At 59.0% G+C, this 23800-nt stretch carries 19 protein-coding genes; 7 read left to right on the top strand and 12 right to left on the bottom strand.

Going from position 1 to position 23800, the window contains the following annotated elements:
* The first annotated feature begins 336 nt into the window (after positions 1 to 336).
* Positions 337 to 597 (top strand): hypothetical protein, encoded by a 261-nt coding sequence (locus tag HMPREF1147_RS10830; RefSeq protein ID WP_009658913.1) that lies wholly within the window; start codon positions 337 to 339, stop codon positions 595 to 597.
* A gap of 71 nt (positions 598 to 668) precedes the next feature.
* On the opposite strand, the gene HMPREF1147_RS10825 is transcribed toward HMPREF1147_RS10830, so the two are convergent.
* Positions 669 to 2078 (bottom strand): DASS family sodium-coupled anion symporter, encoded by a 1410-nt coding sequence (locus tag HMPREF1147_RS10825; RefSeq protein ID WP_009658909.1) that lies wholly within the window; start codon positions 2076 to 2078, stop codon positions 669 to 671.
* A 254-nt stretch (positions 2079 to 2332) separates the two neighbouring features.
* Between HMPREF1147_RS10825 and HMPREF1147_RS10820 the strand changes: the two genes are divergently transcribed.
* From HMPREF1147_RS10820 to HMPREF1147_RS10810, 3 genes are all read left to right on the top strand, one after another.
* Positions 2333 to 2536, top strand: coding sequence for an AbrB family transcriptional regulator (locus HMPREF1147_RS10820; RefSeq protein ID WP_037351534.1), 204 nt, complete (start codon positions 2333 to 2335; stop codon positions 2534 to 2536).
* Between the two features lie 111 nt (positions 2537 to 2647).
* Positions 2648 to 4405, top strand: coding sequence for a 1-deoxy-D-xylulose-5-phosphate synthase (locus tag HMPREF1147_RS10815; protein WP_009658896.1), 1758 nt, complete (start codon positions 2648 to 2650; stop codon positions 4403 to 4405).
* A 152-nt stretch (positions 4406 to 4557) separates the two neighbouring features.
* The gene (locus HMPREF1147_RS10810) at positions 4558 to 6321 is read left to right on the top strand and encodes a 1-deoxy-D-xylulose-5-phosphate synthase (protein WP_009658907.1); all 1764 of its coding nucleotides are present in this window, start codon (positions 4558 to 4560) and stop codon (positions 6319 to 6321) included.
* A 71-nt stretch (positions 6322 to 6392) separates the two neighbouring features.
* Here HMPREF1147_RS10810 and HMPREF1147_RS10805 read toward each other — a convergent pair whose 3' ends face one another.
* The 9 genes from HMPREF1147_RS10805 to HMPREF1147_RS10765 form a co-directional block, all read right to left on the bottom strand.
* Positions 6393 to 6935, bottom strand: coding sequence for a YcxB family protein (locus tag HMPREF1147_RS10805; RefSeq protein ID WP_009658894.1), 543 nt, complete (start codon positions 6933 to 6935; stop codon positions 6393 to 6395).
* Positions 6936 to 7148: 213 nt separating this feature from the next.
* The gene (locus HMPREF1147_RS10800; protein WP_009658903.1) at positions 7149 to 8648 is read right to left on the bottom strand and encodes a DUF2828 family protein; all 1500 of its coding nucleotides are present in this window, start codon (positions 8646 to 8648) and stop codon (positions 7149 to 7151) included.
* A 580-nt stretch (positions 8649 to 9228) separates the two neighbouring features.
* Complete coding sequence (locus HMPREF1147_RS10795; RefSeq protein WP_009658893.1) at positions 9229 to 9999, bottom strand: ABC transporter ATP-binding protein; 771 nt, start codon at positions 9997 to 9999, stop codon at positions 9229 to 9231.
* Positions 9996 to 10802 carry an ABC transporter ATP-binding protein gene (locus HMPREF1147_RS10790; RefSeq protein ID WP_009658902.1) on the bottom strand — a complete coding sequence of 269 codons (807 nt, stop codon included), beginning with the start codon at positions 10800 to 10802 and terminating at the stop codon, positions 9996 to 9998. The genes HMPREF1147_RS10795 and HMPREF1147_RS10790 overlap by 4 nt, the downstream gene beginning before the upstream one ends.
* A 12-nt stretch (positions 10803 to 10814) precedes the next feature.
* A complete protein-coding gene (locus HMPREF1147_RS10785; protein WP_009658906.1) occupies positions 10815 to 11633 on the bottom strand; it encodes an ABC transporter permease in 819 nt (272 codons plus the stop codon).
* Positions 11626 to 12573: an ABC transporter permease gene (locus HMPREF1147_RS10780; protein ID WP_009658912.1), complete on the bottom strand. Its 948-nt coding sequence runs from the start codon at positions 12571 to 12573 to the stop codon at positions 11626 to 11628. Before HMPREF1147_RS10780 ends, HMPREF1147_RS10785 begins: the two co-directional genes overlap by 8 nt.
* A gap of 4 nt (positions 12574 to 12577) precedes the next feature.
* Positions 12578 to 14146 (bottom strand): ABC transporter substrate-binding protein, encoded by a 1569-nt coding sequence (locus tag HMPREF1147_RS10775; protein WP_009658908.1) that lies wholly within the window; start codon positions 14144 to 14146, stop codon positions 12578 to 12580.
* A gap of 73 nt (positions 14147 to 14219) precedes the next feature.
* Positions 14220 to 16448 carry a TonB-dependent siderophore receptor gene (locus HMPREF1147_RS10770; RefSeq protein WP_009658901.1) on the bottom strand — a complete coding sequence of 743 codons (2229 nt, stop codon included), beginning with the start codon at positions 16446 to 16448 and terminating at the stop codon, positions 14220 to 14222.
* Positions 16449 to 16466: 18 nt separating this feature from the next.
* Complete coding sequence (locus tag HMPREF1147_RS10765) at positions 16467 to 18650, bottom strand: TonB-dependent siderophore receptor (protein ID WP_009658900.1); 2184 nt, start codon at positions 18648 to 18650, stop codon at positions 16467 to 16469.
* 464 nt (positions 18651 to 19114) lie between these two features.
* Here HMPREF1147_RS10765 and HMPREF1147_RS10760 point away from each other — a divergent pair, with 464 nt between their 5' ends.
* The 3 genes from HMPREF1147_RS10760 to HMPREF1147_RS10750 all read left to right on the top strand — a co-directional run bounded on the left by HMPREF1147_RS10760 (position 19115) and on the right by HMPREF1147_RS10750 (position 21280).
* Complete coding sequence (locus HMPREF1147_RS10760) at positions 19115 to 20443, top strand: serine hydroxymethyltransferase (protein WP_009658905.1); 1329 nt, start codon at positions 19115 to 19117, stop codon at positions 20441 to 20443.
* 140 nt (positions 20444 to 20583) lie between these two features.
* On the top strand, positions 20584 to 20865 hold the full coding sequence (locus HMPREF1147_RS10755) for a type II toxin-antitoxin system RelB/DinJ family antitoxin (RefSeq protein ID WP_009658904.1): 282 nt from the start codon (positions 20584 to 20586) through the stop codon (positions 20863 to 20865).
* Positions 20866 to 20872: 7 nt separating this feature from the next.
* Entirely contained in the window at positions 20873 to 21280 is a 408-nt protein-coding gene (locus HMPREF1147_RS10750) for a putative toxin-antitoxin system toxin component, PIN family (RefSeq protein ID WP_009658911.1), read from the top strand.
* 69 nt (positions 21281 to 21349) lie between these two features.
* Here HMPREF1147_RS10750 and HMPREF1147_RS10745 read toward each other — a convergent pair whose 3' ends face one another.
* The gene (locus tag HMPREF1147_RS10745) at positions 21350 to 23317 is read right to left on the bottom strand and encodes a TonB-dependent siderophore receptor (RefSeq protein WP_009658898.1); all 1968 of its coding nucleotides are present in this window, start codon (positions 23315 to 23317) and stop codon (positions 21350 to 21352) included.
* A gap of 29 nt (positions 23318 to 23346) precedes the next feature.
* The coding region (locus HMPREF1147_RS12195; RefSeq protein WP_009658895.1) for an ABC transporter substrate-binding protein at positions 23347 to 23800 on the bottom strand (454 nt) is incomplete at its 5' end.

Below are 23800 nucleotides of genomic sequence, written 5' to 3'. Positions count from 1 at the left end.
CGACGCTTTATCCCAAAGGGGACCGATATTGCTTGCCTCACGCCGGACACAATTCAACAGGTAGAGGACTGGATGAATAACCTCCCCAGGAAAATCCTCGGATACGATACACCCAAAGAGCGTTTCGATTCATATGTTGCTCAATTCGCTGCCTCGTAACTTTTTCCCTACTTGTCCCACTTGCTATTGCAATTTAGGCAACAACATTTTAATCAATTCGTTCATTTTAATGATTGTATTGCGTGAAACGCTCTGCTACAATAGGCAAAATATCCGTGTTCCGCTGCCTTCCCGCCGAAGGGAGTGCGGGGGAACCGCACTGAAAGGAGCCTACTCATGACCATCGAAGGCGCCGTCATCATCGAGCAGGGCGTCACGTTCGCCCTCATCCACGTCGACCCGAGCGTTACTGCATATACCGTCAAATCCACACAGACCCGCCGCGCCCTCATGCGATTCTTCCCCGGCATGCCCATCATCCTCATGAGCCTCACGCCTGCAGGCGAGCCGCGTTACTACGGGCGCAAGGACATCGTGGAGTTCCTCAGCGGCGTGAAACTAAACCAAATCCCGTGGAAACAGTACCATATTGTGTAAATACCGCAACATCCGGTATACAAAAACAGGCAGCCGTGCGCGGCTGCCTGTTTTTGCCCAATATCCCCTGATTACCAAAGACCAATCAGCTTCCACCATGCAGCGCCGACAGTAAGATAAATAAGCGTTGTGCACGTTGTCGCGACAAACCCGTTGCGCCACCACTCCCCCTGCGAGACATAGCCGCCGCCGAAGTAGATCGGCGCACAGCCGTTGCCATAATGTGTGAGCGAGATGGGAACATCCGCAAAAATGCCAAAAACAATGGCCGTCATCAGTGGCGGCGCTCCAACCGTCGCACATACGGCGATGAACGCCGCATAGAGCGCGCTGATACGCGCCGTCACACTCGCAAAGCAATAGTGTATATAGGTGTAGAAGAGCAGCAGAATGAGCGCCGATCCGACCCAGCCGAGCCCAATGGAGGAAATCGCTGTGCCCGCCCCCTCTGCCATCCACTTGATAATGCCCGATTTCGCGAGTGCGGAAGCGAGCGTCATGAGCGAACCCATCCAAAACATCGCATCCCATGCGCCTTTTTCTGTGATGACATCCTGCCAGTTGATGACATTTAGGATAATCATGACGCAGACGGCTCCCATCGCCACAGGTGTCGCGCCGATGCCCGTGAATCCCGAAGTCGCCCACAGCAGAAGTGAGACAATAAAAATAATGGAGAGATATTTCTCGCCGCTCGACATGGGTCCCATCTCGGCGAGCTCCTTTTCCGCCAAGCTGCGGGCATTTGGAATGCTGACCAGCTCCGGTTTTGCGAGCTTCAACATAAGAAGCGGAATGAGCAGCAAACTGATAAGACCGGGCACAATCGCGGCGCTCGCCCACCCCATCCATGTAATTTCGACGTCCAGCGCCTTCGCGGCGAGCGCAACGCAGAGGGGGTTGCCCGCCATGGATGTGACGAACATCGTGCAGGTCACGGCATCGCAATGATAGCCGACCTGCATGAGATAGGCGCCGATCCGCCGCGATGTCTCTCCCGGCTCAGATCCAAGCGCCCCCGCGAGCGAGCGGACAATGGGATACATAATGCCGCCCCCGCGCGCCGTGGCCGAAGGCGTTGCCGGCGCAATGACCAGTTCGCTGAGGGCAATCGCATAGCCAAGCGACACCGCGCTCTTTCCGATTACGCGAATGATCCCGAACGCGATCCGTTTCCCCAGACCGCTTTTGATGAACCCGCGCGAATAGAGAAAGGCGCAAACGATCAGCCAAATGGTACTGTTGCCGTAGCCGCTGAGCGCGTCGCCGACCTTGAGCAGTCCCGCGCACGTCGTAAACGTCACGGCGATAAAGGCGACCGCTCCGATCGGCAGCGGCTGCAAAATAAAGCCGAGCACCGTTGCGACGAACACCGCCATAAGATGCCACGACTCCTGCGTCACCTCCGCCGGGACAGGTGAAAACCACACCCCTGCAAAGATGACAAGCGTAATCAGTGCATTGCGTTGTTTTTTGCTCATGTCATCCACCTCGCTTTAGATTAATTGAATCGGGAGCTCCCCCTCCCGCACGCAAAGCCGTTCAACATATCTTGCATAGTATTTCGTTCTTTACACAGCAATATCCTTCTTTTTGATTATGGTTTCATAATAAATGTTTATCATAAAAATAATACCGAGAACTATTGAATATCAAAATGGTATGGTGCACATTTTATCTCAGGGAAACCTGATATTGCTTCACTCAGTCCGGGGACGATTCAACGGATGGAGGATTGAAGATACCGAAAGATGTTCACAGCATGCTCGGCGTGTCGAGCGGCAGCCGCCTTACATTCATTGTGAAGAACGGTTCTGTGCGTCTTGTCAACGCCGCCGTCTATGCAATACAGCTGATGCGCAAGGAGATGACAAGCGAGCCAAAGCCGTCGGAGGAAGAGGTCACATCCCTCGTCAAGGATATGCGCCGGGAGATGTAATCCCCCTTGACATGAAAGCGCGCTCCAATGCTATAATGCAGTCAGTATGGAAACCGGGGTATAAGGAGCGCGGCATGAGTCGCGCCGCACAATGGAAAAGGGGGATTTTCTTTGTATTTGGAAAAAATCACGTCGCCCGCGGACATCAAGGGCTATGACGCAGCCGAGCGCAAGGCGCTCGCACAGGAGATGCGCGACGCGATGCTGAAACGTGCGAGCATTCACGGCGGGCATTTTGGCCCGGACTTCGGTGCGGTCGAGGCGATCATCGCGCTGCACACGGTGTTTGACTCGCCAAAGGACAAGATCGTCTACGACGTCTCGCATCAGTCCTATCCGCACAAGATGCTGACGGGGCGCGTCGAGGCGTACATCGTGGAGTCGCAGTACGACGAGGTATCGGGCTATACGAATCCCGAGGAGAGCCCGCACGATTTCTTCAACGTCGGGCACACGTCGACCTCCATCAGCCTCGCAACCGGTCTTGCAAAGGCGCGCGATCTGGCGGGGCGAAAGGAAAACATCATCGCCTTCATCGGGGACGGCTCAATGTCGGGCGGCGAAGCGCTCGAGGGACTGAATACGGCGGGCGCGATGAACTCGAACCTCATCGTCGTATTCAACGACAACGATCAGTCCATTGCAGAGAACCACGGCGGGATGTACCGCGCGTTCAAGGAGCTGCGCGAGACAAACGGTACTTCGCCGAACAATCTCTTCCGCGCGATGGGGCTGGACTACCGCTATGTCGCGGACGGCAACGACACGGAGGCACTCATCGCGGCGTTCTCCGAGGTGAAGGATACGGAAAAACCCGTCGTCGTCCACATCGCAACGCAGAAGGGCAAGGGCTACAAGTTCGCGGAGGAGAACCGCGAGGCGTGGCACTACTGCGGGCCGTTCGACATTGCGACGGGCAAGGCAAAGCATACGGGGAGCGATCCCTATGCCAAGGCAAGCGTGGAGTTCGTACTCAAGATGGCGAAGGAGAATCCGAATTTCGTCTATCTGACGGCGGGCACGATGGGCGGCATCGGGCTTTCCCCATCAAAGCGCGCAGAACTCGGCAGTCAATACGTCGATGTGGGCATTGCAGAGGAGCAGGCGGTCGCGATGGCGTCGGGACTTGCAAAGGGCGGGGCGCGCCCGATCTTCGGCACCTACAGTACGTTCTTCCAGCGCGTTTATGACCAGGTGGCGCAGGATGTCGCGGTGAATAATAATCCGGCGGTGTTCCTCCTCATCGGCGCGTCGATGTACTACATGAACGACGTGACACATCTCGGATTCTTTGACATCGCGATCTTTGCGAACATCCCGAACCTCGTGTTCCTCGCGCCCGCGAGTCTCGCAGAGTACAAGGCGGTGCTCGCGTGGTCGGTCGCGCAGACTGCCCATCCCGTGATGATCCGTATGCCCGTCGGCGGCTACGAGGAAAGCCCTTACGACGTACGCACGGACTACAGTGACCTCAATAAATACGAGGTCGTTACGGAGGGCGCGGACGTCGCCCTCATCGGCGCAGGAAATTTCGCGGCGCTTGCAAGCGAGGCGGCAGCTGAGCTCGCAAAGGAGGGCATCCGGGCGACGGTCGTGAATCCGATCTTCCTCTCGGGGCTTGATACCGCGCTCCTCGATGCGCTCAAAGAGAAGCACCGCCTGATCCTCACGCTCGAGGACGGCATCCTGGAGGGCGGCTTCGGGCAAAAGATCGCCTCGTACTACGGCACGGATGCGGGCATCCGCGTGCGGAACTACGGTCTCTCCAAGGAGTTCCACGACCGCTATAACGCCACGGAACTCGCGCGCGAACACCACCTCACCGCCGAGCAGATCGCGGCGGATACGCTGATTTTGCTGAAAAAATAAGGCTCTGTTTATAAACAAAACTGCTGCACCTTTCCGCAGAGAGGTGCAGCAGTTTTTATATGCACTCAAAAAATTCTTGAGACGCCTTCTTGAAAAAATGCTATAATACAGAAGATTTATGAACAAATGCAAACAAAGGAGAGTCTTTCGCATTGTATTTAGAACGCATCACTTCCCCGGAGGACATCAAGAGCTATACCCCCGCCGCACGCGCCGCCCTCGCAGAGGAAATGCGGGCCGCCCTCATCCGCCGCACGAGCATCTGCGGCGGACATATTGCACCGAACCTCGGCATCATCGAGGCAACGATCGCACTCCACACGGTTTTTGACTCGCCGCAGGACAAAATCATCTTTGACGTGTCGCATCAGTGCTACCCGCACAAGATGCTCACAGGGCGCGCGGGTGCGTATATCAACGAGGCGGCGTACGGCGACGTCTCGGGCTTTACGAATACGGACGAGAGCGCGCACGACATCTTCAACATTGGACATACATCGACCGCCGTCAGTCTTGCGACGGGTCTTGCAAAGGCGCGCGATCTCGCGGGGTGCACGGAAAATATCATTGCCGTCGTCGGCGACGGCTCGATGTCGGGCGGCGAAGCGCTCGAGGGGCTGAACGTCGCGGGCGAGCTGCGCTCGAACCTCATCATCGTGTTCAACGACAATGAGTGGTCGATCTCGGAGAACCACGGCGGCATGTACGAGAAGTTCCGCGCCTTGCGCGAGACGGGCGGCGCCGCCCCCGACAATCTCTTTCGCGCGATGAACCTCGACTACCGCTTCGTCGCGGACGGCAACGACACGGAAGAACTAATCCGCGTCTTTTCCGAGGTCAAGGATACGCAAAATCCCGTCGTCGTCCACATCGTCACGCAAAAAGGCAAGGGGCTCTCCTTTGCCGAGGACGATCCCGAGGGCTGGCACCGGCACAAGCCCTTTCACCTCGATACGGGCGCGGCAAAATCGCCCGAGATGCCCGGCGTCTACGATGCCGCGACCGTGGATTTCGTCCTGAGGACGGCACGGGAAAATCCGAACTTCGTCTATCTCTCGGCGGGCATCGTCGGCGGCATCGGTCTCACCCCCGCCGACCGCGCGGCGCTCGGCGCGCAGTACGTTGACGTCGGCATCGCGGAGGAGCACGCCGTCGCAATGGCGTCGGGACTCGCACGCGGCGGAGCGCGCCCGATCTTCGGCACGTACAGCACGTTCTTTCAGCGCGTCTATGACCAGATGGCACAGGATGTCTGCATCAACCGCAGCCCCGCAGTCTTCCTCGCGACGGGGACATCGCTCTGCCGCAGCACGGACGTGACGCATCTCGGGTTCTACGATATCTCGATTTTCTCCAACATCCCGAACCTCGTCTATCTCGCCCCTGCGAGCATCGAAGAGCACCTCTCCGTCCTCGCGTGGGCGGTGCGCCAGACCGAGCATCCCGTCATGATCCGTATGCCTTTTTCGGGCTATGCGGAGAGTCCCTATCCCGTGCGCGCGGACTACTCGGAGCTCAATCGATACGAGGTCGTCACGCAGGGCGCGGATGTCGCCATCATCGGCGTCGGCAACTTCGCCGCGATGGCGAGCGACGCGGCGGCGCTCCTCGCACACGAGGGCATCCGCGCGACGGTCGTCAATCCCATCTTCCTCTCGGGACTCGATACCGCGCTCCTCGATTCTCTGAAAGAAAAGCACAGTCTCATCCTCACACTCGAGGACGGCATTCTCGCGGGCGGCTTTGGACAAAAGATCGCCGCCTATTACGGCAATACCTCCGCCGTTCGCGTCCAAAACTACGGACTGCCGAAGAAATTCTTCAACCGCTACAATCCCGCAGAGCTCGCGCGGAAATATCACCTCACCGCCGAGCAGATCGCGGCGGATGTGCTAAAGGAACGGCGACGCCTATGAAATCGGCTTCGCGCTGCAATAAGCATGAAAAAAGAGCCGACAGCGGCTCTTTTTTCATGCGGCAACGCCGCTTACGGTTCATAGGGAATGCCCTTTTCCTTCATCAGCTCGATGAATTTTTCCTGTTCCTCACCGGAACTGAAAGCGCGCAACGGAATGATGAGCACCGCCGTGGGTCCCGACGTCAGATAAAACGCCGTCGCCGACCGCTGCAGCACAATGAACTGCTTATAGCGTGCCGTCATATCGTAATACAACGCACGTTCCGTGAGGTGCTGATCGCCGCACTCAATGATCCGTGCCCCGACACTGTTGTTGCGTCCCGCGGTGAGGTACATCGTCCGCGCATTGCGGCGCAGCGAAGCATCGGTGATCTTCACTATCACCCAATAGATCACAAGCGCAAGCAGGAGGATCAAGCCGGCTAGAATCGCCCCTTGTATAACGTTCATGATATGCACCCGCGACAGCGCAGCCAGCACGGCGGCCAGCACGCAAACCGCAGTCACGAACCGCAGGCGCCTCCGCTGCTTTTTGAAAAAGGGCGCCCTGCGCGCATAGAAAAGCGTGTAGTCGATATAGTCCTGCGGCGTCAGATCAAATGTGAATTTCATCAATACACCTCCTGTGTGCGTTCCAAGCCGGATACCTGTTCCCGTTTATTTCATAATATCGTTCGTTTCCATCTCAAGCAAGACCGGTTCCCTTAGAATGACGGTCACGACAAAAGTACAAAAAAAGAGCCGCCGCACCGACGCAGCAGATGCGTTTCGGTGCGGCAGCTCCTTTTTCTCTATGATATGAATGTCCCTCAATGCAATATTCCACTACGCCGAGATGCCCACATAGCGCTCGCTGCCGAGCACCTGCATCATGTAGTCGTAGGGCGTGATCCGCTCCTCGACCACCATCCCGAACACGCTCGGACTGCCCCCGGAGACGAGCATGACGCCCTGCTCGTTCTGCGACACGGGCTGGTGCCCGTGCCTGCTCGCCACATTCCAGAAAACAAGCTCCGGCAGCGTGTAGCCGTGCGATGCGAAGAGCTCCTTTGCATACGCAAAATTCGTCATGTCGGCATTCTGCGTACAGACGTTGAACTCCATATCGGAGATGATATAGAGCCGCGCAGGCAGCTCCTCCTGCGGGAGGTCGTTCTTGACGGCCGTCTCTAAAATCAGCTCGAACACCGCCTGAATATTCGTATCTGCCGCCTCGTTAAAGCTCGCGCAGTACGCCGCCTTTTCATCAATGCGCGCGCCCTTCACCTCGACGAGACGCGGATGCTGCGAAAACGTAATGAAGTGATTCTTGAACCGGCCTTCGTTCCGCTCGGCAAAGTAGACCGCAAGCGACACAGCGACGGCAATCGGCTGGGGATTTGCGCCCCACTGATACATCGAGCCGGAACCGTCCATCACAACGAGAGCATTCTCTCCGTGCGTATAATCGGGGAGCGCGCGCCACGCCGCATCCATGGAGCGGCGCTCCTCCTCGGAGGCCGGCTCCTTGCCCTGCAATATCCCATAGATGACAGTAAAGTCCATCAGCGGACGAATGATGTCATACGGATAGAGCGTTCCCACATGCATGGACGCCTCGCCGCGCTCTACACGCGTGATAAAATCCGTATAGCGCTCCTTATCGTTGCGCAGGAATGCCCGGCGATAGAGGAACAGCGCGCGGGACGGCTGCTTTTCATAATCAAAAGTATAGTCCTTCGTCCGCAGGTGATCCTCAATGATCGCGATGCGGCGGCGCAGTTGTACGAGCGTCTTTCGGTACTGCGCCTCGGTCTGCCCGAGCAGGCGCGCGAGCCTCCGCCCGCGCATGACGGCCGCACGGCTCGACGTATTGATCGAGGGCAGCCATTTCGCGAGCAAAGAAACAGACTCCCCTGCTGATAGCGCGCGAAGATCCGCCCTCAGCTGCGCGGCAATCACCCGCGCGGCGCAGGGTGCGCACGGCGTATCGACCAGCGCTGCGACGTCGTCCCAGCGCCCGTATTCGGCGACCAGGGGGAGAAGTTTCTCCACGATCTCGGGCGCATGCACCGCAAGATATGCCAGAATCACGCGAAACACGCGCCGCTCGCCAAGACCGCCGCGAATATCGCGCGCATAGAAGAGAATCCGCAGCGCCGTCGTCCGATCCTCGGCGAAGGCGCGGATAAACCGCCGCCGAATCTCCTCCTCGTCCGCAGCACGCAGCGCCCCGATCGAAGCAAACAGGTCGAGGCAGTCGGAACCCGTGCTTGCAAGCGTTGCCGCATCGTTTTCCGTGCGCGCGAACGTCTCGTTATTTTCTTTTTTCAATAGTTCCAACATGGCTCCGTCCTCCTCACCTGCATATCGTCAACAAGATGCCATGCTTTGCAGGCACGGGATCAATGATCCCGCGGTATGGATTCGAACCATACTTCGCTCCAACCGGTCGTTGCTGTAGGCATCTTTCATAAAAACTAGGCGCATTGCACGCGCGGTCCGGAGACCGCAAGCTATCGGGAAACCCCAATCATTTTCTGCATTAATTGCTGTTTGCGCCTACGAATTAGATTAGAATATCATATTTTGTAAGTGAACACAACACTATTTTATAAAATTAATTTTTTCGTAACAAAAAAAAGAACCGCTGCACCTGCACATAATGTGCAGGCCGCGGGTTCTCTCATATGCGACAAGATGCCGACCCGCAGATCTCGCCTGCGGTGCACGGGTATCACGCCGTGCTAGTGTGCTAAGCACAAGTTGAGATGTGTTCTCGCTGCTGTGGGCATCTTTCCTGTAATACGGCACGAAGCTCCGCCGAAACGAGCGGGGTTCGCGCCTTTATGTGATCAGCATATCACGTTTCCATAGATAAGACAAGTGGTACGCATCGAAATACGCCAATATTCCTGCAAGACTTTCAAAAGCCGTCGAATGCGGCAATAAATTCGCGCGTGAACTCCTCGCGCGGCGCGCTCAGCACTTCGTCGGCGCGCCCCTGTTCGACCATGCGCCCGCGGCACATGATGCCCACGTCGTCGGCGAGGAAGCGCACGAGATCGAGGTCGTGCGAGATAAAGAGATAGGTCAGACGCTCTTTTCTTTGCAGGTCTTTCAGGAGATGCATGATCTGCACCTGTACGGTCGGGTCGAGCATCGCGGTCGGCTCGTCGAGCACGATGAAGGACGGCTGCATGGTCAGTACGCGCGCAATGGAGAGCCGCTGGAGCTGTCCGCCGCTCAGCTCCGCAGGATACCGATCCAAGAGGTCGGCGCCGAGACCGACTTTTTCAAGGCACGCCAAGATCCGCGCCCAATCCGGCGCGCCCATCGCCGCCGCATGAATGCGGTACGGCTCTTCGAGCAGGCGGCGGATGGGGAAATTTTCATAGAGCGACGCCTGCGGGTTTTGAAAGATCATCTGATTGTGCCGGCGAAACTCCCGCTCCGCCGCGCGCGTCCTCAGCCGGTCGGCAAGCGGCGTGTCCCCGTAATACACCGCGCCGCTCGTGGCGGGGACAAGCCCCAGCACGATGCGCCCGAGCGTCGATTTCCCCGCGCCGCTGAGGCCGCAGAGCGCATAGGTCGTTCCCTCCGCAACGGAAAAAGACACGTCCTCAAGCGCGGTCACCGCCCCGCCGCCCATAAAGCCGCTGCGAAAGACCTTGCCGACGTGTTCACAGCGCATCATGCCGCTCCCCCCTCTCGTGCGAACGCCTCCGCCGCCGCCGCGAGCGTCCGCGTATAATCCGCCTGCGGCTGCGTAAAGAGAAGTTCCGTCGCGCCCTGCTCGACGAGCCGCCCGTCCCGCAGCACAACGGTGCGCCTGCTGATCCGCCGCACGAACCGCAGGTCGTGGCTGATGATGATAAAGCCGCAGTTCTGCGTCTCGGCAAGCCGGCGGAACAGTGCAAAGACCTGTTTGCGCAGTCCGGGGTCAAGCCCCTTCGTCGGCTCGTCCGCGATGATCCACTGCGGGCGCATGAGCGAGGCGATCGCGCAGAGGACGCGCTGCCGCATCCCGCCGCTGAGACTGAACGCATAGGCGTCAAAGATCCGCGCCGCGTCGTCGAATCCATAGCGTTCCAGCTCGGCAATCGCGCGCCGCCGCGCCGCACCGGGCGCCGTTCCCTCATGGTATTCGAGCGCCTCGGTGAGCTGCTCTCCGATGGTCAGCGCGGGGTTGAGCGCGAGCGCGGGATCCTGCGGCATGAAGAAGATGTGCCGCCCGCGGTACGCGCGCAGTTCCGCTTCCCCGAGCTGCGCTAGATTTTGCCCGTCGTAAAGAATGCGCCCCGTGACGGCGGCGCGGCTGAGCAGCCCGACGATCGCCTTGCCGAGCACGGATTTCCCGCTGCCCGATTCGCCGATCACGGCGGTGATCTCACGTGCGGGGAACGTGCAGTCGACAGGATGGAGGACGAGCCCCTGTTCATAGGGGAAACTCACGCTCAGCTCTTGCAGTACGATGTCTTCACTGTTCATTTCCTGCATGACCGTCCCCCCCTACATCTCGCGCCGCGTACGCCCGGCAAAGCGCCGCTGCAAGCTCTCGCCGAGGATGTTGACCGCAACGCACAGGATAAATATGCACGCGCCCGGCGCATAGAGAAGCAGCGGATACGTGCGGAAATAGGTCTGCCCCTCGCTGACCATGAGCCCCCAGTCCGACGTCGGCGGCTGGAGCCCGATGCCGATGTAGCTGAGCCCCGAGACGGAGAGGATGACCATGCCGATGCGGATGGTAAAGAGCACGATGACGACGGGCAGGAGACTCCTGAGGACATAGCGGCTGACGATGAATCCCGCGCCCGCCCCGAGCGCGCGCAGCCCCTCGACGAACGGCTCGCCCTTGATGCGGATCACCTCGCCGCGCACGACGCGCGAGAATCCCGTCCACGAGGTCACGACGACCGCAATGAGCATGCTCGTGACGCCCGGCTCGAGAAGCCCCGCCAGCGCGATCATCAGACTAAAGCTCGGGATGCCCTGAAAGACGTTCACCACCGTTTGAATCAGCGCGTCCACACGCCCCCCGACGTAGCCGCTGACGGTTCCGACGACAAGGCCGACCGTCATCGTGCAGAACGCGGCGGCTGCGGCAAACCCAATCGAGACGCGCGCGCCCGAGATGAGACGGCTGAGCACATCGCGCCCGAGCGGATCGGTGCCGAGCAGATAGCGCGCGCTCGGATATTCGAGCACATGCCCCATATCGACGAAGTTCGGATCGTACGGCATGAGGAGCGGCGCGGCGGCTGCGACGAAGATAAAGGCGGCGCAGACGGCGAGCGCGCCGCGCTCGAGCCGGTTCATCTCAGTCATTTTGCCCATCCCCCAGCCGCAGATTCGGTTTTAACATCACATAGAACACATCGACGCACATGTTCACGACAATCATCATGCAGCCGACCATCAGCACATAGCCTTGGATCATCGGATAGTCGCGCGCCTGCACCGCCGTCAGCGCGAGCGTGCCGAGCCCGGGCAGGGCAAAGATCAGCTCGATGATCGCCGCGCCGCCGAGCAGAGCGCCCGCGTAGTTGCCGAGCATCGTCGCGGTTGCAATGAACGCGTTGCGCAGGGCGTGGCGGTAGACGATGTAAAAGAGCGGGAGCCCCTTTGCCCGCGCCGTCAGGATGTAGTTCTCCGCGAACACCTCTGTCAGCGCGTCCCGCTGGAGCCGCATCACCGCGCCGATCGTCCCCGCGCCGAGGACGAGCCCCGGCAGCAGCAGATGGCGCACCGTCCCGTAGCCGCTCGTGGGGAAGATGCGCAGGTTCTCGCAGAGGATCTGCATGAGGACGATCGCGAGCCAGAAACTCGGCAGAGACGTCAGCGCGATGGAGAGCAGCGTCAGCCAGCGCTCCGCCGCCCCGTGCCGATACACCGCCATGACGGCGCCGAGCGGCACGCTGAGGAGGATCACCCAAAGGAGCGCCATGCCCGCGAGCGAGAGCGTCACGGGGAGTGCCTGCAGGAGTTCCTGCAGCACGTTTTTCCCCGTGATAAAGGAGACGCCCCAGTCCCCGCGGAGCACCCCGCCGAGCCACGCGGCGTACTGCACGGCATAGGGGCGGTCGAGCCCGAGTTCCACCCGCTTCGCCGCGATCTCCTCCGGCGTCGGGGCGGTCACGCCGTCCATCGTCATGATCACCGCCGCCGGATCGGAGGGCGAGATAAAGCCGAGCGCAAAGGCCAGCGCCGTCATGCCGACGAGGGTCGGCAGGAGGAGCAGCAGGCGCTGCCGGAAATATGTTTTCATCGCTTCACCGCCTCTCCACCTGATCCAGCGTAATGCCGTACGTCGTCGCGTTGTAGCCCGTCAGCTCCGCGGCATTGTAAACCACGACGTTATTGTCGCTGCCGAAGGGGATGAGCGGCGGCGCCTCAACCGCCATATCCTGCAGTTCGTCATAGTATGCGCGGCGCCGGTCCATGTCGATCACCTCCGGCAATTCCTTAAAGACCGCGTCCGCCGCGGGGTTCTCATAGCCCACGTGGTACAGCTTATTATTGCTCCCCCACGTCGCCATATAGCTCTCCATCAGCGTCTCCGGCGCGTAGTTCGCAAGCCCGTGCGTCCCGATCGAAAAGTCGTAGTTGCCGGCGGACATGTATTTCGAATGCGTCGCGCTGTCGAGGATCAGAATGCGCGCTTCGATGTGCAGCTTCCGCAGCGCCGCCTGAAGATACTCGACCACTTCCTTGTAGGAGTAGCGGCTCAGCCCGTACTGCGGGATGAGGAACGTCGCCCGATAGGTCTCTCCTCCCATCACTTCATCCGCAAGGCGGACGGCCTCCGCCTCGTCGTGTACGAGCGGAATTTCTTTATAGAACGGATTGCAGCGGTTCAGCAGATTCATCGTCGGCTCCGACTGCCCGTTGAAATAGTACCGCACAATCGCTTCGCGGTCGATGAGGAGGCTGATCGCACGCATCATCCGCACATCCGAAAACGGGAAGCGGCTCTGGTTCACCGTCACATACTGATTGATCGTATTGCGGTTCGCCGACGCGGCAAAGCGCGGGTCCCGCAGCAGGGCTAGCGTGAGGGACGGCGTGAGCGAGCCGAGATCGAGGACGCCCTCCACCTCGCCCGCCCGCAGCGCCGAGAAGCGCGTAGCGGCGTTCGGCATGCTCACGAGCCGGATGTATTCGCTCTTTGCGGGCGTCCCGTGATAGCCGTCGAAACGCTTCAGCACGACATACTGCCCCGGTTTGCGGTCAACGATGGCAAAGGGGCCCGTCCCCACGGCATAGCCCGTGAAATCGCCCGACTCGATGTCAAAACACTTTGGACTGAACATCGGCGAGGAGAAGTTGATCATGCGGTAGACGAGCATCGGCTGCGGTTCGGAGAAACGCAGCTCCACCTCGTCGTCGGCGATCTTCTCGATCCCCGCGTAGCCCGGATAGACGCGCGCGAGGAGGAATCCGTAAAACGACGACAGGCGATAGCCCATATTCTCCCAGCGGCGGAAATTCGCCACCACCGCGTCCGCGTCGAAGGGTTCGCCGTCTTGGAAGGAAATGCCGCGGCGCAGCTTGAACCGCCATACCGTCGCGTCCTCGTTCGCCTGCCAAGACGCCGCGAGCACGCCGCGCAGATGGCCGTCGGCATCCACCCCGACGAGGGGTTCCCACACCATGCCGATACTGCTGATGTAATAGGGATCCTTCTCCCCCGGCGCGAGGTCGCGCGGCGCCGCGAGCGTGATCTCCGCGGGGTGCGCGCTCTTATCCTGCTGCACCGCCCCCGTGAGCACCGCCAGCCACAGCGCGAGGAATACCGCGAGCAGCCTGCATTTGCGCAGGTAAAACCGCAGTCGTCTCATGAAGCGCCTCCTCTCGGGCCGTCATGCGGAAAACGCCGCACACCGACAAGCGGTATGCGGCGTACACACATCATTAAATATCAAACTGCGCCGAGAACATCCATGTGCGCGGCATCGACAGCCCGAACGTCGACGAACCGCCGCGCCCCATCCAATAGCTCTTGTTGAGCGCGTTGTAGCACATGAGGCTCAGCTTCGTCGGCACCGTGTTGATGCGCGTCTTATACGTCATCCTGAGATCCACCGTCGCGTACGCGGGGATCTCGATCTTGCCCTTGCCATAGACATTCTCGATATACGCCTTATCACTCCAGACAAGACGCCCCGTAAAGCTGCACGCATCCGTCGGCTCATAGGTAAGACCGACGACGCCCGAGTACTTTGCGACGCCTGCGACGAACGCGCCGTCCTTCGCGCCGCCCGCCGTATGTGCGCGCTCGGCATCGAGATAGAGAAGCCCGCCCGTCACCGTCCACTTCGCGTGGGGCTTGCCGTTCACCGTGTACTCGATCCCGCGGTAACGGTTCTTTCCATCCGCCGCGCGGCGGTACTTGCCCCCGCCGACCGCAGCGTCGATCATATTCGGCTCGTCGATCTCGAAGAAACTCAGCGTCGAGAGAACGCCGCCCGCCATGTGCTTGACGCCGATCTCGTTCTGCTTGCTCCGCACCGGCTCAAGCGTCTCGTTCCGGTTCACATATTTGGATTCATCCGCGACAAGCGCACCGCGCGAGAAACTCTCCGTATGCCCGTAGTAGATCGACGTGCGATCCGTCGGTCGGTAGGTCAGCCCCCACGTCGGCAGGATATTCGTATTCTCGATCGTTTGATCCTTGGCGATATTTTTGAAATGCTCGTGCTTCTGCGATGCCGCGAGCAGGATATTCCACTTGCCGACGCGCATGGCGTCCGCGAGCGTCACGCCGACGTTCAGCTCCTCCCACTGCGGCGCATAGGGGAGGTACCCCGGCAGCGGATAGAAGTTCGATCCGAACCGGATGCCCTCGTAAATACTGCCGCCGTACTGCCCGTCCTTGCCATAGTTATTCTTGTTCCAATACTTTGCCCACGAACGATCCACCGAGAGGGCAAAATCGTGATGCACCGCGCCCGTCACCGCAGTTCCCTTAATGCCCGCCTGCAAGTAGACATTGCGCGCCGCCTCATGCTGTGCGTTGGAGCGGTTGCGGGTTTTCGTCAGCGTACTGCTTCCGTTGGTGAAATTTCCGTTTTCATCAAAGATCAGACTTGCGTTCGAGTTGTACTTCTCCCCGTCGCGACGCGAGAATCCGAGGTTAAAGAACGCCGTATAGCGCGCGTCGATCTTTTGCTCGTGATTCAGCGTGAGGATATGCCCCCACATGCGCTTCGTCGTCTCCTTGAAGTCGTACGGCGTCGCCGCATCCGGCACCGTCGGCAGCTTTGCCGTGTCGCCCGTGTAGGTGAACCAGCGCTGTGCGCCGTCCACGCGCTGATCGAAGAAACCCGCAAAGAGATTCGTCGAGCTCCAATCATCACGGTGATCGAGGTTGAAGAAGATATTGCTGTTGTGCATCTCGCCGTCCTTCAGCGACATCTTCCCGTGCAATAGTTCACCGTTCACGCGCAGTCCCCACGCCTCGTTCCTGCCGAAGCGCCGCCCGACGTCGATGTACTCGCCGAACGTCCCGCGCCCGCTGACGACCTGCGTATAGCGCGTGACGGGCACGTCGCCCGCGCGCTTCGTCACGATATTGATCGTGCCGGGCGCTGGCGTCGCGCCGCCGTTCGTGCCGTTGTTGGACATACTGACGCCGTTCACGGCTGCGTTCGGTCCCGATGTGATGTCCATGCGCGCGATTACATGCGACGGCGGCACCGTGAACTGCGAGTAAAGGCTCGGCACGCCGTTCAGCATCATGTGATTGCCGTTCATATTGATGCCGCGCATCGAAAAATCGCTGTACATCGGCGAGCTCGTGCTCGAGCGGATGGACGGGTTGTTGAGCAGCACGTTCGCGAGCGGCTGGCTCGGGTCGTTGTACGTCTCGAGCATCTTCTCCGTCATGCTCATCTCCGAATACGGTACCGCAAAGATGCTCTGGACGCCGAGCACGCCGAGTTTCGTCTGCTCCTGCACCATGCCGCCGGGAACGCTTTCTCTCTGCCCCTCGACATCCACAGGATCAAGCTCATAGGTATCGACCGCGCCCATTTCATGTCCGTCCGCCTTCTCTGCGGCGGATGCCGGATGTCCCCACGGACATGCACAGACCGTGAGCGCCGCAAGCACGAGCGCCGTCAGCTTCTTTTGATTCGTCATTTTCTCTGTTCCCCTCCTTTAGATGTCCATCGCCATCGTCAGCGCGAACGTGCGCGGCGTGGAGAGGTAGAGACTCTGATCGGAACGAGACGCCATCCAGTACTCCTTGTTCAGAACGTTGTAGACGGTGAGTCCGAATGTCGTCGGCACGGAGCCGAGATTCGTCTTGTAGTTCATGCCAACATCAAAGACGGCGTTCGACGGCACTTTGAATTTCTGATTGTACGTCCACGCAGCCCCGGCATAGGTCATGCGGGCAAAGGCGCTGAATTTATCATCCGCCGTATAGCGCGCCATGAGCGTCCCGTTCCAGCGCGGCTGTCCGTCGGGCGTGCGCCCGTCCTTTGCGCCCTTTGCCGTACGCTCATAGGTCGCCTGCATATAGGCAAGCCCCGCCGCAAGCGACCACTTCGGCGCAATCTTGCCGCCGATGCCGAGCTCGATGCCGCGGTGACGCTCCTCGCCGTCCTGCAGAAGATAATCCTTCGCCGCACCGCGATCAACCGCGATGTTGCTTGCCTGCTTAATGTCAAAAAATGCCAGGGAGTAAAGCATGTCCTTATTGGCATACTTAACGCCAAGCTCGTTCTGCTTTGTCTTGAAGGGCGGGAGAATCGCACCTGCATTCTGATAGGAAGCGCTGACCACCGTCCCCACGTCGAAATACTCCGCATGGCTCGCATAGACGGTGACGCCTTCCGTCGGGCGATAGGAGAGCGTGTAGGTCGGCGTCGTCGCACCGGAATCTACGCTCGACGATACGCGCCCCGTGTTCAGATTATAGGCTTTCACATTCGCAGAGTGGTGATGGACGCCGAGAATCATATTCCATTTATGGAGCGTAATCGAATCGACGAGCGAAATGCCCTTGATGCTCGTCTTGTTGTTCATAGCGATGTCATAATCTGTACGCGGCATCCCCGATTGGTTGAATACGCCCGTATAGATATTCCCTGTGCCGAGGTTCAATACGGGGCTGGACTTCGCTGCCTCGCGCGCACGCCATGCGCGGTCAGCGGCAAGAGTGACCTCATGCTCCGCCGATCCCGTCTCAAATTTGCCGCTGATGCCCATCTGAATGTAGTTTGCACGCTGCGGCGTTGTCGTGCGCTGATAATCGAGGTCAAAATCGCCCGCATCATTTTTGAGCGTCAGAGCGCTGTATCGGTACATGACGTTCTTATTGAGTTTATTCTTCAGCATTCCCGCGTTCAGGAACCATTTCCAATCCTGCGAGAACTTCTGCTCGTGATTGAGGATCATCATCCAGCCGTAGGACTCCTTGTCCATGCCTTCGAACGAGTAGTTCCGTGACGCCTTCGGCACTGCCGGCAGTTTGGTCACGCCCGCGCCGATCTTGAACCAACGCTGTCCGCCGACGATCTGGTTCTGCCGATAGCCCGTGAAGAAATTCGTCTTGCTTTTCGCGTCCTCATGGTCGATGTTGATAAAGATGCCCGCGGACTTGACCTTTTGCCCGTCCACGGCGGTCTCGCCGTGCACTTTCTCCGCATTGAGGCGGACGCCCCATTCCTTGTTTTTGCCGAAGCGGTGCCCGAGGTCAAAATACACGCCGTTCATGCTCTGCCCCGAGTGCGTGAGGGTCATCCGCCTCAGATCCTCGGCGCCTGCGCGCTTCGTTGTGAAGTTCACAATGCCGCCCGCCGCGGTCGACTCATACTGCGTACCCGTCCCAGCAAGGCCGCTGTTCGGTCCCGAGATGACGTCCGCGCGCTCAATAACGAACATCGGCGCGTTGAACTGTGTGAACATGCCCGGCACATTGTTGACGTAGGTACTCGTCCCGTTCGCGCGGAACCCGCGGTGCTGGAAGTCGTTGTGCAGGATGCTGCCCGTCGGGCGGATCGACGGCGAGATCGAGAGCACACTATCGAGCGGCTGCGAGGGATCGCCGAACGACTGAATCGTCTCCTTCGTGATATTCGTCGTCGTGAACGGGGTCTCCAGCGCGGTCTTCTCGCCGAGGAAACCGACCGTCCCCTCTGCTGCCGTAAAGTTCTCCGTGCTCTTCTCATCGCGCTGCCCTTCGACATCAAGGGGATCGAGCTCATAGGTATCGACGGCGTCTGTCCCCCCCCCGCGGACATTTTCCTTTTCTGCGGCGGATGCGCCGTTCATCCATACCGTGCTCGTCCCGAGCGCCGCGATGGCGACGGCAAGCGCCAACTGTTTTTTCGTCATGATGCAGTTTTCCTCCCCAAAATTCCCGGACACCCCCGCGCCCGCTATACACGTAACATTCACACTGAATTTACCTATGAAGGTTAATCCAAGATAAATACCTATTGGAGTATAGCGAACGACTCCCCTGTTGTCAATCCGATTCGTGAAGTTTATCACAAACAACTTAATATTTCGTTGCTTACTTTTTATAAATAATATAGGCTCATAGAGATTATACGAAAATTTCATGTGTTTTCTGAAAAAAGATAGTAGGATTTTTCCCAAAAACAGAGAATAATAAATTGAGTAGATACAGCGGGCGGTACACCGTACCGAATACGCAGCATACAGATTCGTAAGATGAGAACCGAAGACGCAGCAATGTTGCCGAACAAGCCTATATGCCGGACGCACAAACACGCGCCCGTGCAGTCTCATCACGCCCCGATGCCCCGCATCGGCGTCCGAAAGGAGAATCTGCTATGGAAACAGACAACTTGCTCAATCACCTCAAAGGATTCGACGCGGAGATTTTTGAACTTTTGCAGGAGGAGATCAAGCAGCAGCGCTACACGCTGTCCCTCGTCCCCACCGTCAACGCGATGTCGCCGCTCGCGGCATACCTCGAGGGGAGCCTCCTCACGAACAGCACGATCGAGCGCTGCGGCGGACGCGTGAGCGCGATTGAAGAGCTGGTATGCAAGCGTGTCCGCGATCTTTTTGGCAGCGAACACGCCATCGTCCGTTTCGGCAGCATCGCCGCCGCTTCGCGCGTCGTTTTCCTCGGTCTCCTGCAGCAGGGCGACCGCGTTCTCTCGTTCAACCGGCGCAAAGAGGAGCACTGCGCGGGACTGGATTACACCTTTGAAAATTTCGGCATTGATCCCGAGACACAAAAAGTCGACTGGGACGCCGTGCTGGAGGTCGCGCAGCGCGTAAAGCCGCGTCTCATCATCTTCTCCCCGGTCAGCTATCCGCGCATCCCGAACTATGCGAAACTCGCCGAGATCGCCCATGCGGTGGGCGCGTACCTCTGGGTGGACATCGGGCAGAACGTCGGGCTCATCGCCGCGGGACTGCTGCCGTCCCCCGTCGCGCACGCCGACGTTGTGACCTTCCCCACGAACGATTCGCTGCACGGTCCTGATGGCGCGGTTGTCCTCTGCAAAGAGCAGCTCGCGGGGAAACTCGACGCCGCCGTTGAAAACACGGGGCATGTCGCCCTCCATATGAACCACCTCGCGGCGCTCGGCATCGCCCTGCACGAGGCGGCGAGCGAGACGTTCCGCGCGTACGGGCGGCAGGTCATCGCAAACGCCAAGGCGCTCGCCGTTTCCCTCGAGCAAAGCGGCGTCAAGCTCCTCTGCGGCGGGACGGATACACATCTCGTCCTCGCCGTTCCCGCAGACGGAATCGGTCTCGTCGATGCGGCACATAAACTCGCACATGTCGGTCTGCGCGTTAAAACGGACAACGTGCCGACCATGCAGGAGGGCGTGACGCTCCCCGCACTGCGCCTTTCGAGCCTCAATCCGACGACGCGTGCACTCAAAGAGGAGGACATGACCACCGTCGGCAAGCTGCTCGCAAAGATCCTGACCGGCGACGCCTCGGCGGATATTCCGGAGAACGTGCGGCAGGAAGTCGCCGCCCTCATCGTCATCAAACCCATCTTCTCGCGCGAATGGTATGTTGACACCGAAGGAGACGACGAGAGCGCCTTCTACGACGAATCCAGCGCCGGCGCCGTCCACGAGCACGTTGCACGCGCCCGCATGAATACCATCAAGAAACTGTTCCGCTGGAAATAAGCGGCGGTATTGGAAGGGAATCAAACGGAAGTAAAAAGGAGAACCTGCGCGGGTTCTCCTTTTTTGTCGTCCACATTATATTAAATCGTTTGCAGTTGTTTTCATTCGATGATATAATGGCATCAAAGGAGGACTGCAGCATGGCAAACGCACTCGTACAATTTCGCGCCGATGAACACGAAAAAATGCAGGCTATCGACATATGCGCCCGCCTCGGAATGGATCTGCCCTCCTACCTGCGCATGTGCATGTCGCGTCTCGTAAGCGAGCGCGGCATCCCGTTTCGTATGCATTTAGACGATTCGCCCACAGGAAAGGGGCTTCGCGCACTTCACGCAGCAAATCGCATCGCCGCACAGCATGGTACCGCCGACATGTCGCTTGATGAGATCAATGCGGAAATCTCGGCAGCTAGAATGTGATATTTTCATGCAATACCACGCTGTCATCGACACCAACATCCTTGTCTCCGCCGTTCTCAAAGGGGATTCCGTCCCCGGACTTATCATCGAGCACACCTTCTGCGGAACGATAACGCCGGTACTGAACGACTGCATCTTACAAGAATATCACGATGTTCTGCGCCGTCCAAAATTCCGCCTAACCGACGCCATCATCAACGACATCCTGAATGCGATATGCGACCGCGCGCTGTGGATAGACGCCCCCGCAATCGATATCATCCTTCCCGATCCAAAAGATCGCGTTTTTTATGAAGTCCTCACCGAAGCACGAAAGAGTCGCGACACCTATCTCATCACAGCCAATATGAAGCATTTCCCCACACTGCCATATATCGTTACACCGCGCGAAATGCTCACACTGATCGAATCGTAAATCAAAATATACATCCAACCGCCCCGACGGACATACCGTCAGGGCGGTTTTCGTATGCGTATAAAGGACTCAGAACGCGCAGTTCACGCCGACGAGGAAGCTGCGTCCCGTCGTGTAGTAGACGCCGCTGTTCGTAAAGTCGCGGCGGTTGAAGAGATTGTCCACATCGAACGTGCCTGTGACGTTCGGCGTGAACCGATAGGCGACATGGAGGTTGGAGGCAAGGAGATTGCCCGGGATGTGTGTGAAGGTCACCTGTTCGTTCCGCGTGCCGTTATAGCCGCGATCGCCCCAATAGCTGAGGTTCAGCGCCGCCGTGAGGGCGCGGTTCTCATAGTTCACGCCCGCCGTCAGCTGGTAGCGGCCGAGCGCGCGCTGCCACGCCTGCCCCTCCTTGTACTTGCGCTCGGGATTGCCGACGGTAACGCCCGCATTCCAGCCGAAGTGCGCGTCCCTTTCCTCGGCATAGGAGAGTTCGACGCCCGTATTGCGGTACGACGCGGCGTTCGTCTGATACGTGACGGCGCCGTCCTTGACGCCGACAATTTGATCGCTGACGTCGATGTGGAACAGCGCCGCGGTAAAGCGGCGTTTGCCCGCGTCGTACTTATACCCCGCCTCGTAGTTCCAGCCGGACTCCGGCTTTAGATTCGGATTCGGACGCATGACGGCGCTCGCATAGTAGAGGTTGCGGAAGTTCGGCATACGGAAGAACCTGCCGACACTCGCATAGGCGGCGCTGTCCCTGCCGAGCCGCGTCGTCACCTGCACCTGCGGCAGGAACGCCCGATAGTCCCCCGCCGTCGATTTCACCCAGTCCTGCCGCATACTGAGAATCGCCGCCGTCACGGGGCTGAGGTCGCGGTCATACGAGGCGAGCAGCGAGTATTCGTTCATCGCGTAGGGGCCGAACTTCGCATAGGGTCTGAGCGCACTTGAGCTGTCGCGCCAAATAACATATTTTTGATTCTGATCGACATACGTCTGCCGCTTGACCGAGAGCCCGACAAGCGTCGTACTCACATCGTTTTTCCAGACTTTCTTGATATCCGTGCCGAAATGCCGATGTATACTCTTCTCCCACTCCACAACGGAAGGATTAACGACGAAGTGGTCGGGATTTGAAATCGAGCGGACGTTATAGAACGCGTCTGCCGTCCACCCATTCGAGTCATGATAGTTCACACTTGCAAAATGCTCGTCGTCATCGTAGCTAAACAATTGGAGTAGATTTCCTGCCTCGTCGCGGGACTGAATGGAGTGATTTTTCCCATTATACATGTAAGAAAATCGCGTTCGCTCGTTGATCTTATATGTCAAGTGAACGTGATCCTTGCGGCTTGCGCCAAATCCATACACAAACGGGGTCGGTATCCCGTTGATCTTTGTCTTCGCCTGTACGGTTGACAAAATCCCCGTCTCGCCGTACCGTGTTTGACTGACGGCAAGCCCGACGGGGCCCAGGCCAAATGTTGCCGCATAGACGCGCTGCCCACGGTCGCCCGCCGCAATCCGCACCGTGTTCTTGTACGCGCTCTTCGTGATGACGTTGACGACGCCGCCGAACGCCTCGGAGCCGTAGAGTACGGAACCGCCGCCCTTCACGACCTCAACGCGGTCGACCGTGTCGAGCGTCAGCATGTCGAGATGGCTGACGTTGTTGAATGACGCGGGAATCCCGTCGATGAGCACGAGCGTCCCGTTTTCGATGCCGCGCAGGTTGACGCCCGCGTTTCCCGTGATCCAGCTCTGATTGTCGGGGCCCATCTGCGTAAAGTGGACGCCGTTCTTGTATTTCAGTGCAGAGATCACGTCGTGCGCGCCCGTCTTCTTCAGCTCGTCCGCCGTGTAGACGGTCGCGTCCGCGGGCGTGTCAAGCGTTGGCTTTTCATACCCCTGTGCCGTGACGTTGACATCTGCGGTCTGCACCATATTCGAAGTCTCGTCGACGGCGGGCGCCGTTTCTGCCGCCTGTACCGTTACGGGCAGCATACACGCGAGTGCACAGATGCTGAACATTCGGTTCTTTGTTTTCATCCTGATTCTTCCCCTTCTCATACATATATTCAGCGCGAGAGCCCCTCGACCACGGAGAGATGGCGGTGCACGGGCAGCGGGACGATGTCGCCGTACGCCGCGTGCGCGATGTCCTGCGCGCCGAAAATCATATCCTGCGACGCGTTGTAGATATATCCCTCGTGCGGGCGATAGATCTGCCTCTCGCGGATCGCCCGCACGGTTTGCAGTCCGGGATCATCCAGGTATTCGCGGTTGAACTTCTCGATATCGTAGCTGCCGTGGTCGTTCCAGACGGGTACGATGAGGACATCCGGATTCACCGCGACGATGTGCTCCTTCGTGAGCGCCTGTCCCGCCGTGAGCCCGATTTCCGCCGCGCCGTTCGTGACGCCCGCCATGCCGCACAGCCCGTCAAAGAGGCCGCCGCGGCTGCCGTAGGTCGGCGACATGGAGATGACGACGACGGTCTTGCGCTCGCAGGGCGGCACCTCTTTGAGCCGC

Source organism: Selenomonas sp. FOBRC9 (genome assembly GCF_000287655.1).
Lineage (GTDB): Bacteria > Bacillota > Negativicutes > Selenomonadales > Selenomonadaceae > Centipeda > Centipeda artemidis.
This window is presented reverse-complemented; position numbering and strand designations above follow the sequence as displayed.

What these genes read in the sequence shown, in the direction of transcription:
- HMPREF1147_RS10785 (WP_009658906.1), bottom strand. Translation starts at nt 11,633, where the DNA reads ATGACTGAGATGAACCGGCTCGAGCGCGGCGCGCTCGCCGTCTGCGCC.
- HMPREF1147_RS10790 (WP_009658902.1), bottom strand. Translation starts at nt 10,802, where the DNA reads ATGCAGGAAATGAACAGTGAAGACATCGTACTGCAAGAGCTGAGCGTG.
- HMPREF1147_RS10825 (WP_009658909.1), bottom strand. Translation starts at nt 2,078, where the DNA reads ATGAGCAAAAAACAACGCAATGCACTGATTACGCTTGTCATCTTTGCA.
- HMPREF1147_RS10795 (WP_009658893.1), bottom strand. Translation starts at nt 9,999, where the DNA reads ATGATGCGCTGTGAACACGTCGGCAAGGTCTTTCGCAGCGGCTTTATG.
- HMPREF1147_RS10780 (WP_009658912.1), bottom strand. Translation starts at nt 12,573, where the DNA reads ATGAAAACATATTTCCGGCAGCGCCTGCTGCTCCTCCTGCCGACCCTC.
- HMPREF1147_RS10770 (WP_009658901.1), bottom strand. Translation starts at nt 16,448, where the DNA reads ATGACGAATCAAAAGAAGCTGACGGCGCTCGTGCTTGCGGCGCTCACG.
- HMPREF1147_RS10755 (WP_009658904.1), top strand. Translation starts at nt 20,584, where the DNA reads ATGGCAAACGCACTCGTACAATTTCGCGCCGATGAACACGAAAAAATG.
- HMPREF1147_RS10750 (WP_009658911.1), top strand. Translation starts at nt 20,873, where the DNA reads ATGCAATACCACGCTGTCATCGACACCAACATCCTTGTCTCCGCCGTT.
- HMPREF1147_RS10805 (WP_009658894.1), bottom strand. Translation starts at nt 6,935, where the DNA reads ATGAAATTCACATTTGATCTGACGCCGCAGGACTATATCGACTACACG.
- HMPREF1147_RS10830 (WP_009658913.1), top strand. Translation starts at nt 337, where the DNA reads ATGACCATCGAAGGCGCCGTCATCATCGAGCAGGGCGTCACGTTCGCC.
- HMPREF1147_RS10760 (WP_009658905.1), top strand. Translation starts at nt 19,115, where the DNA reads ATGGAAACAGACAACTTGCTCAATCACCTCAAAGGATTCGACGCGGAG.
- HMPREF1147_RS10800 (WP_009658903.1), bottom strand. Translation starts at nt 8,648, where the DNA reads ATGTTGGAACTATTGAAAAAAGAAAATAACGAGACGTTCGCGCGCACG.
- HMPREF1147_RS10775 (WP_009658908.1), bottom strand. Translation starts at nt 14,146, where the DNA reads ATGAGACGACTGCGGTTTTACCTGCGCAAATGCAGGCTGCTCGCGGTA.
- HMPREF1147_RS10745 (WP_009658898.1), bottom strand. Translation starts at nt 23,317, where the DNA reads ATGAAAACAAAGAACCGAATGTTCAGCATCTGTGCACTCGCGTGTATG.
- HMPREF1147_RS10765 (WP_009658900.1), bottom strand. Translation starts at nt 18,650, where the DNA reads ATGACGAAAAAACAGTTGGCGCTTGCCGTCGCCATCGCGGCGCTCGGG.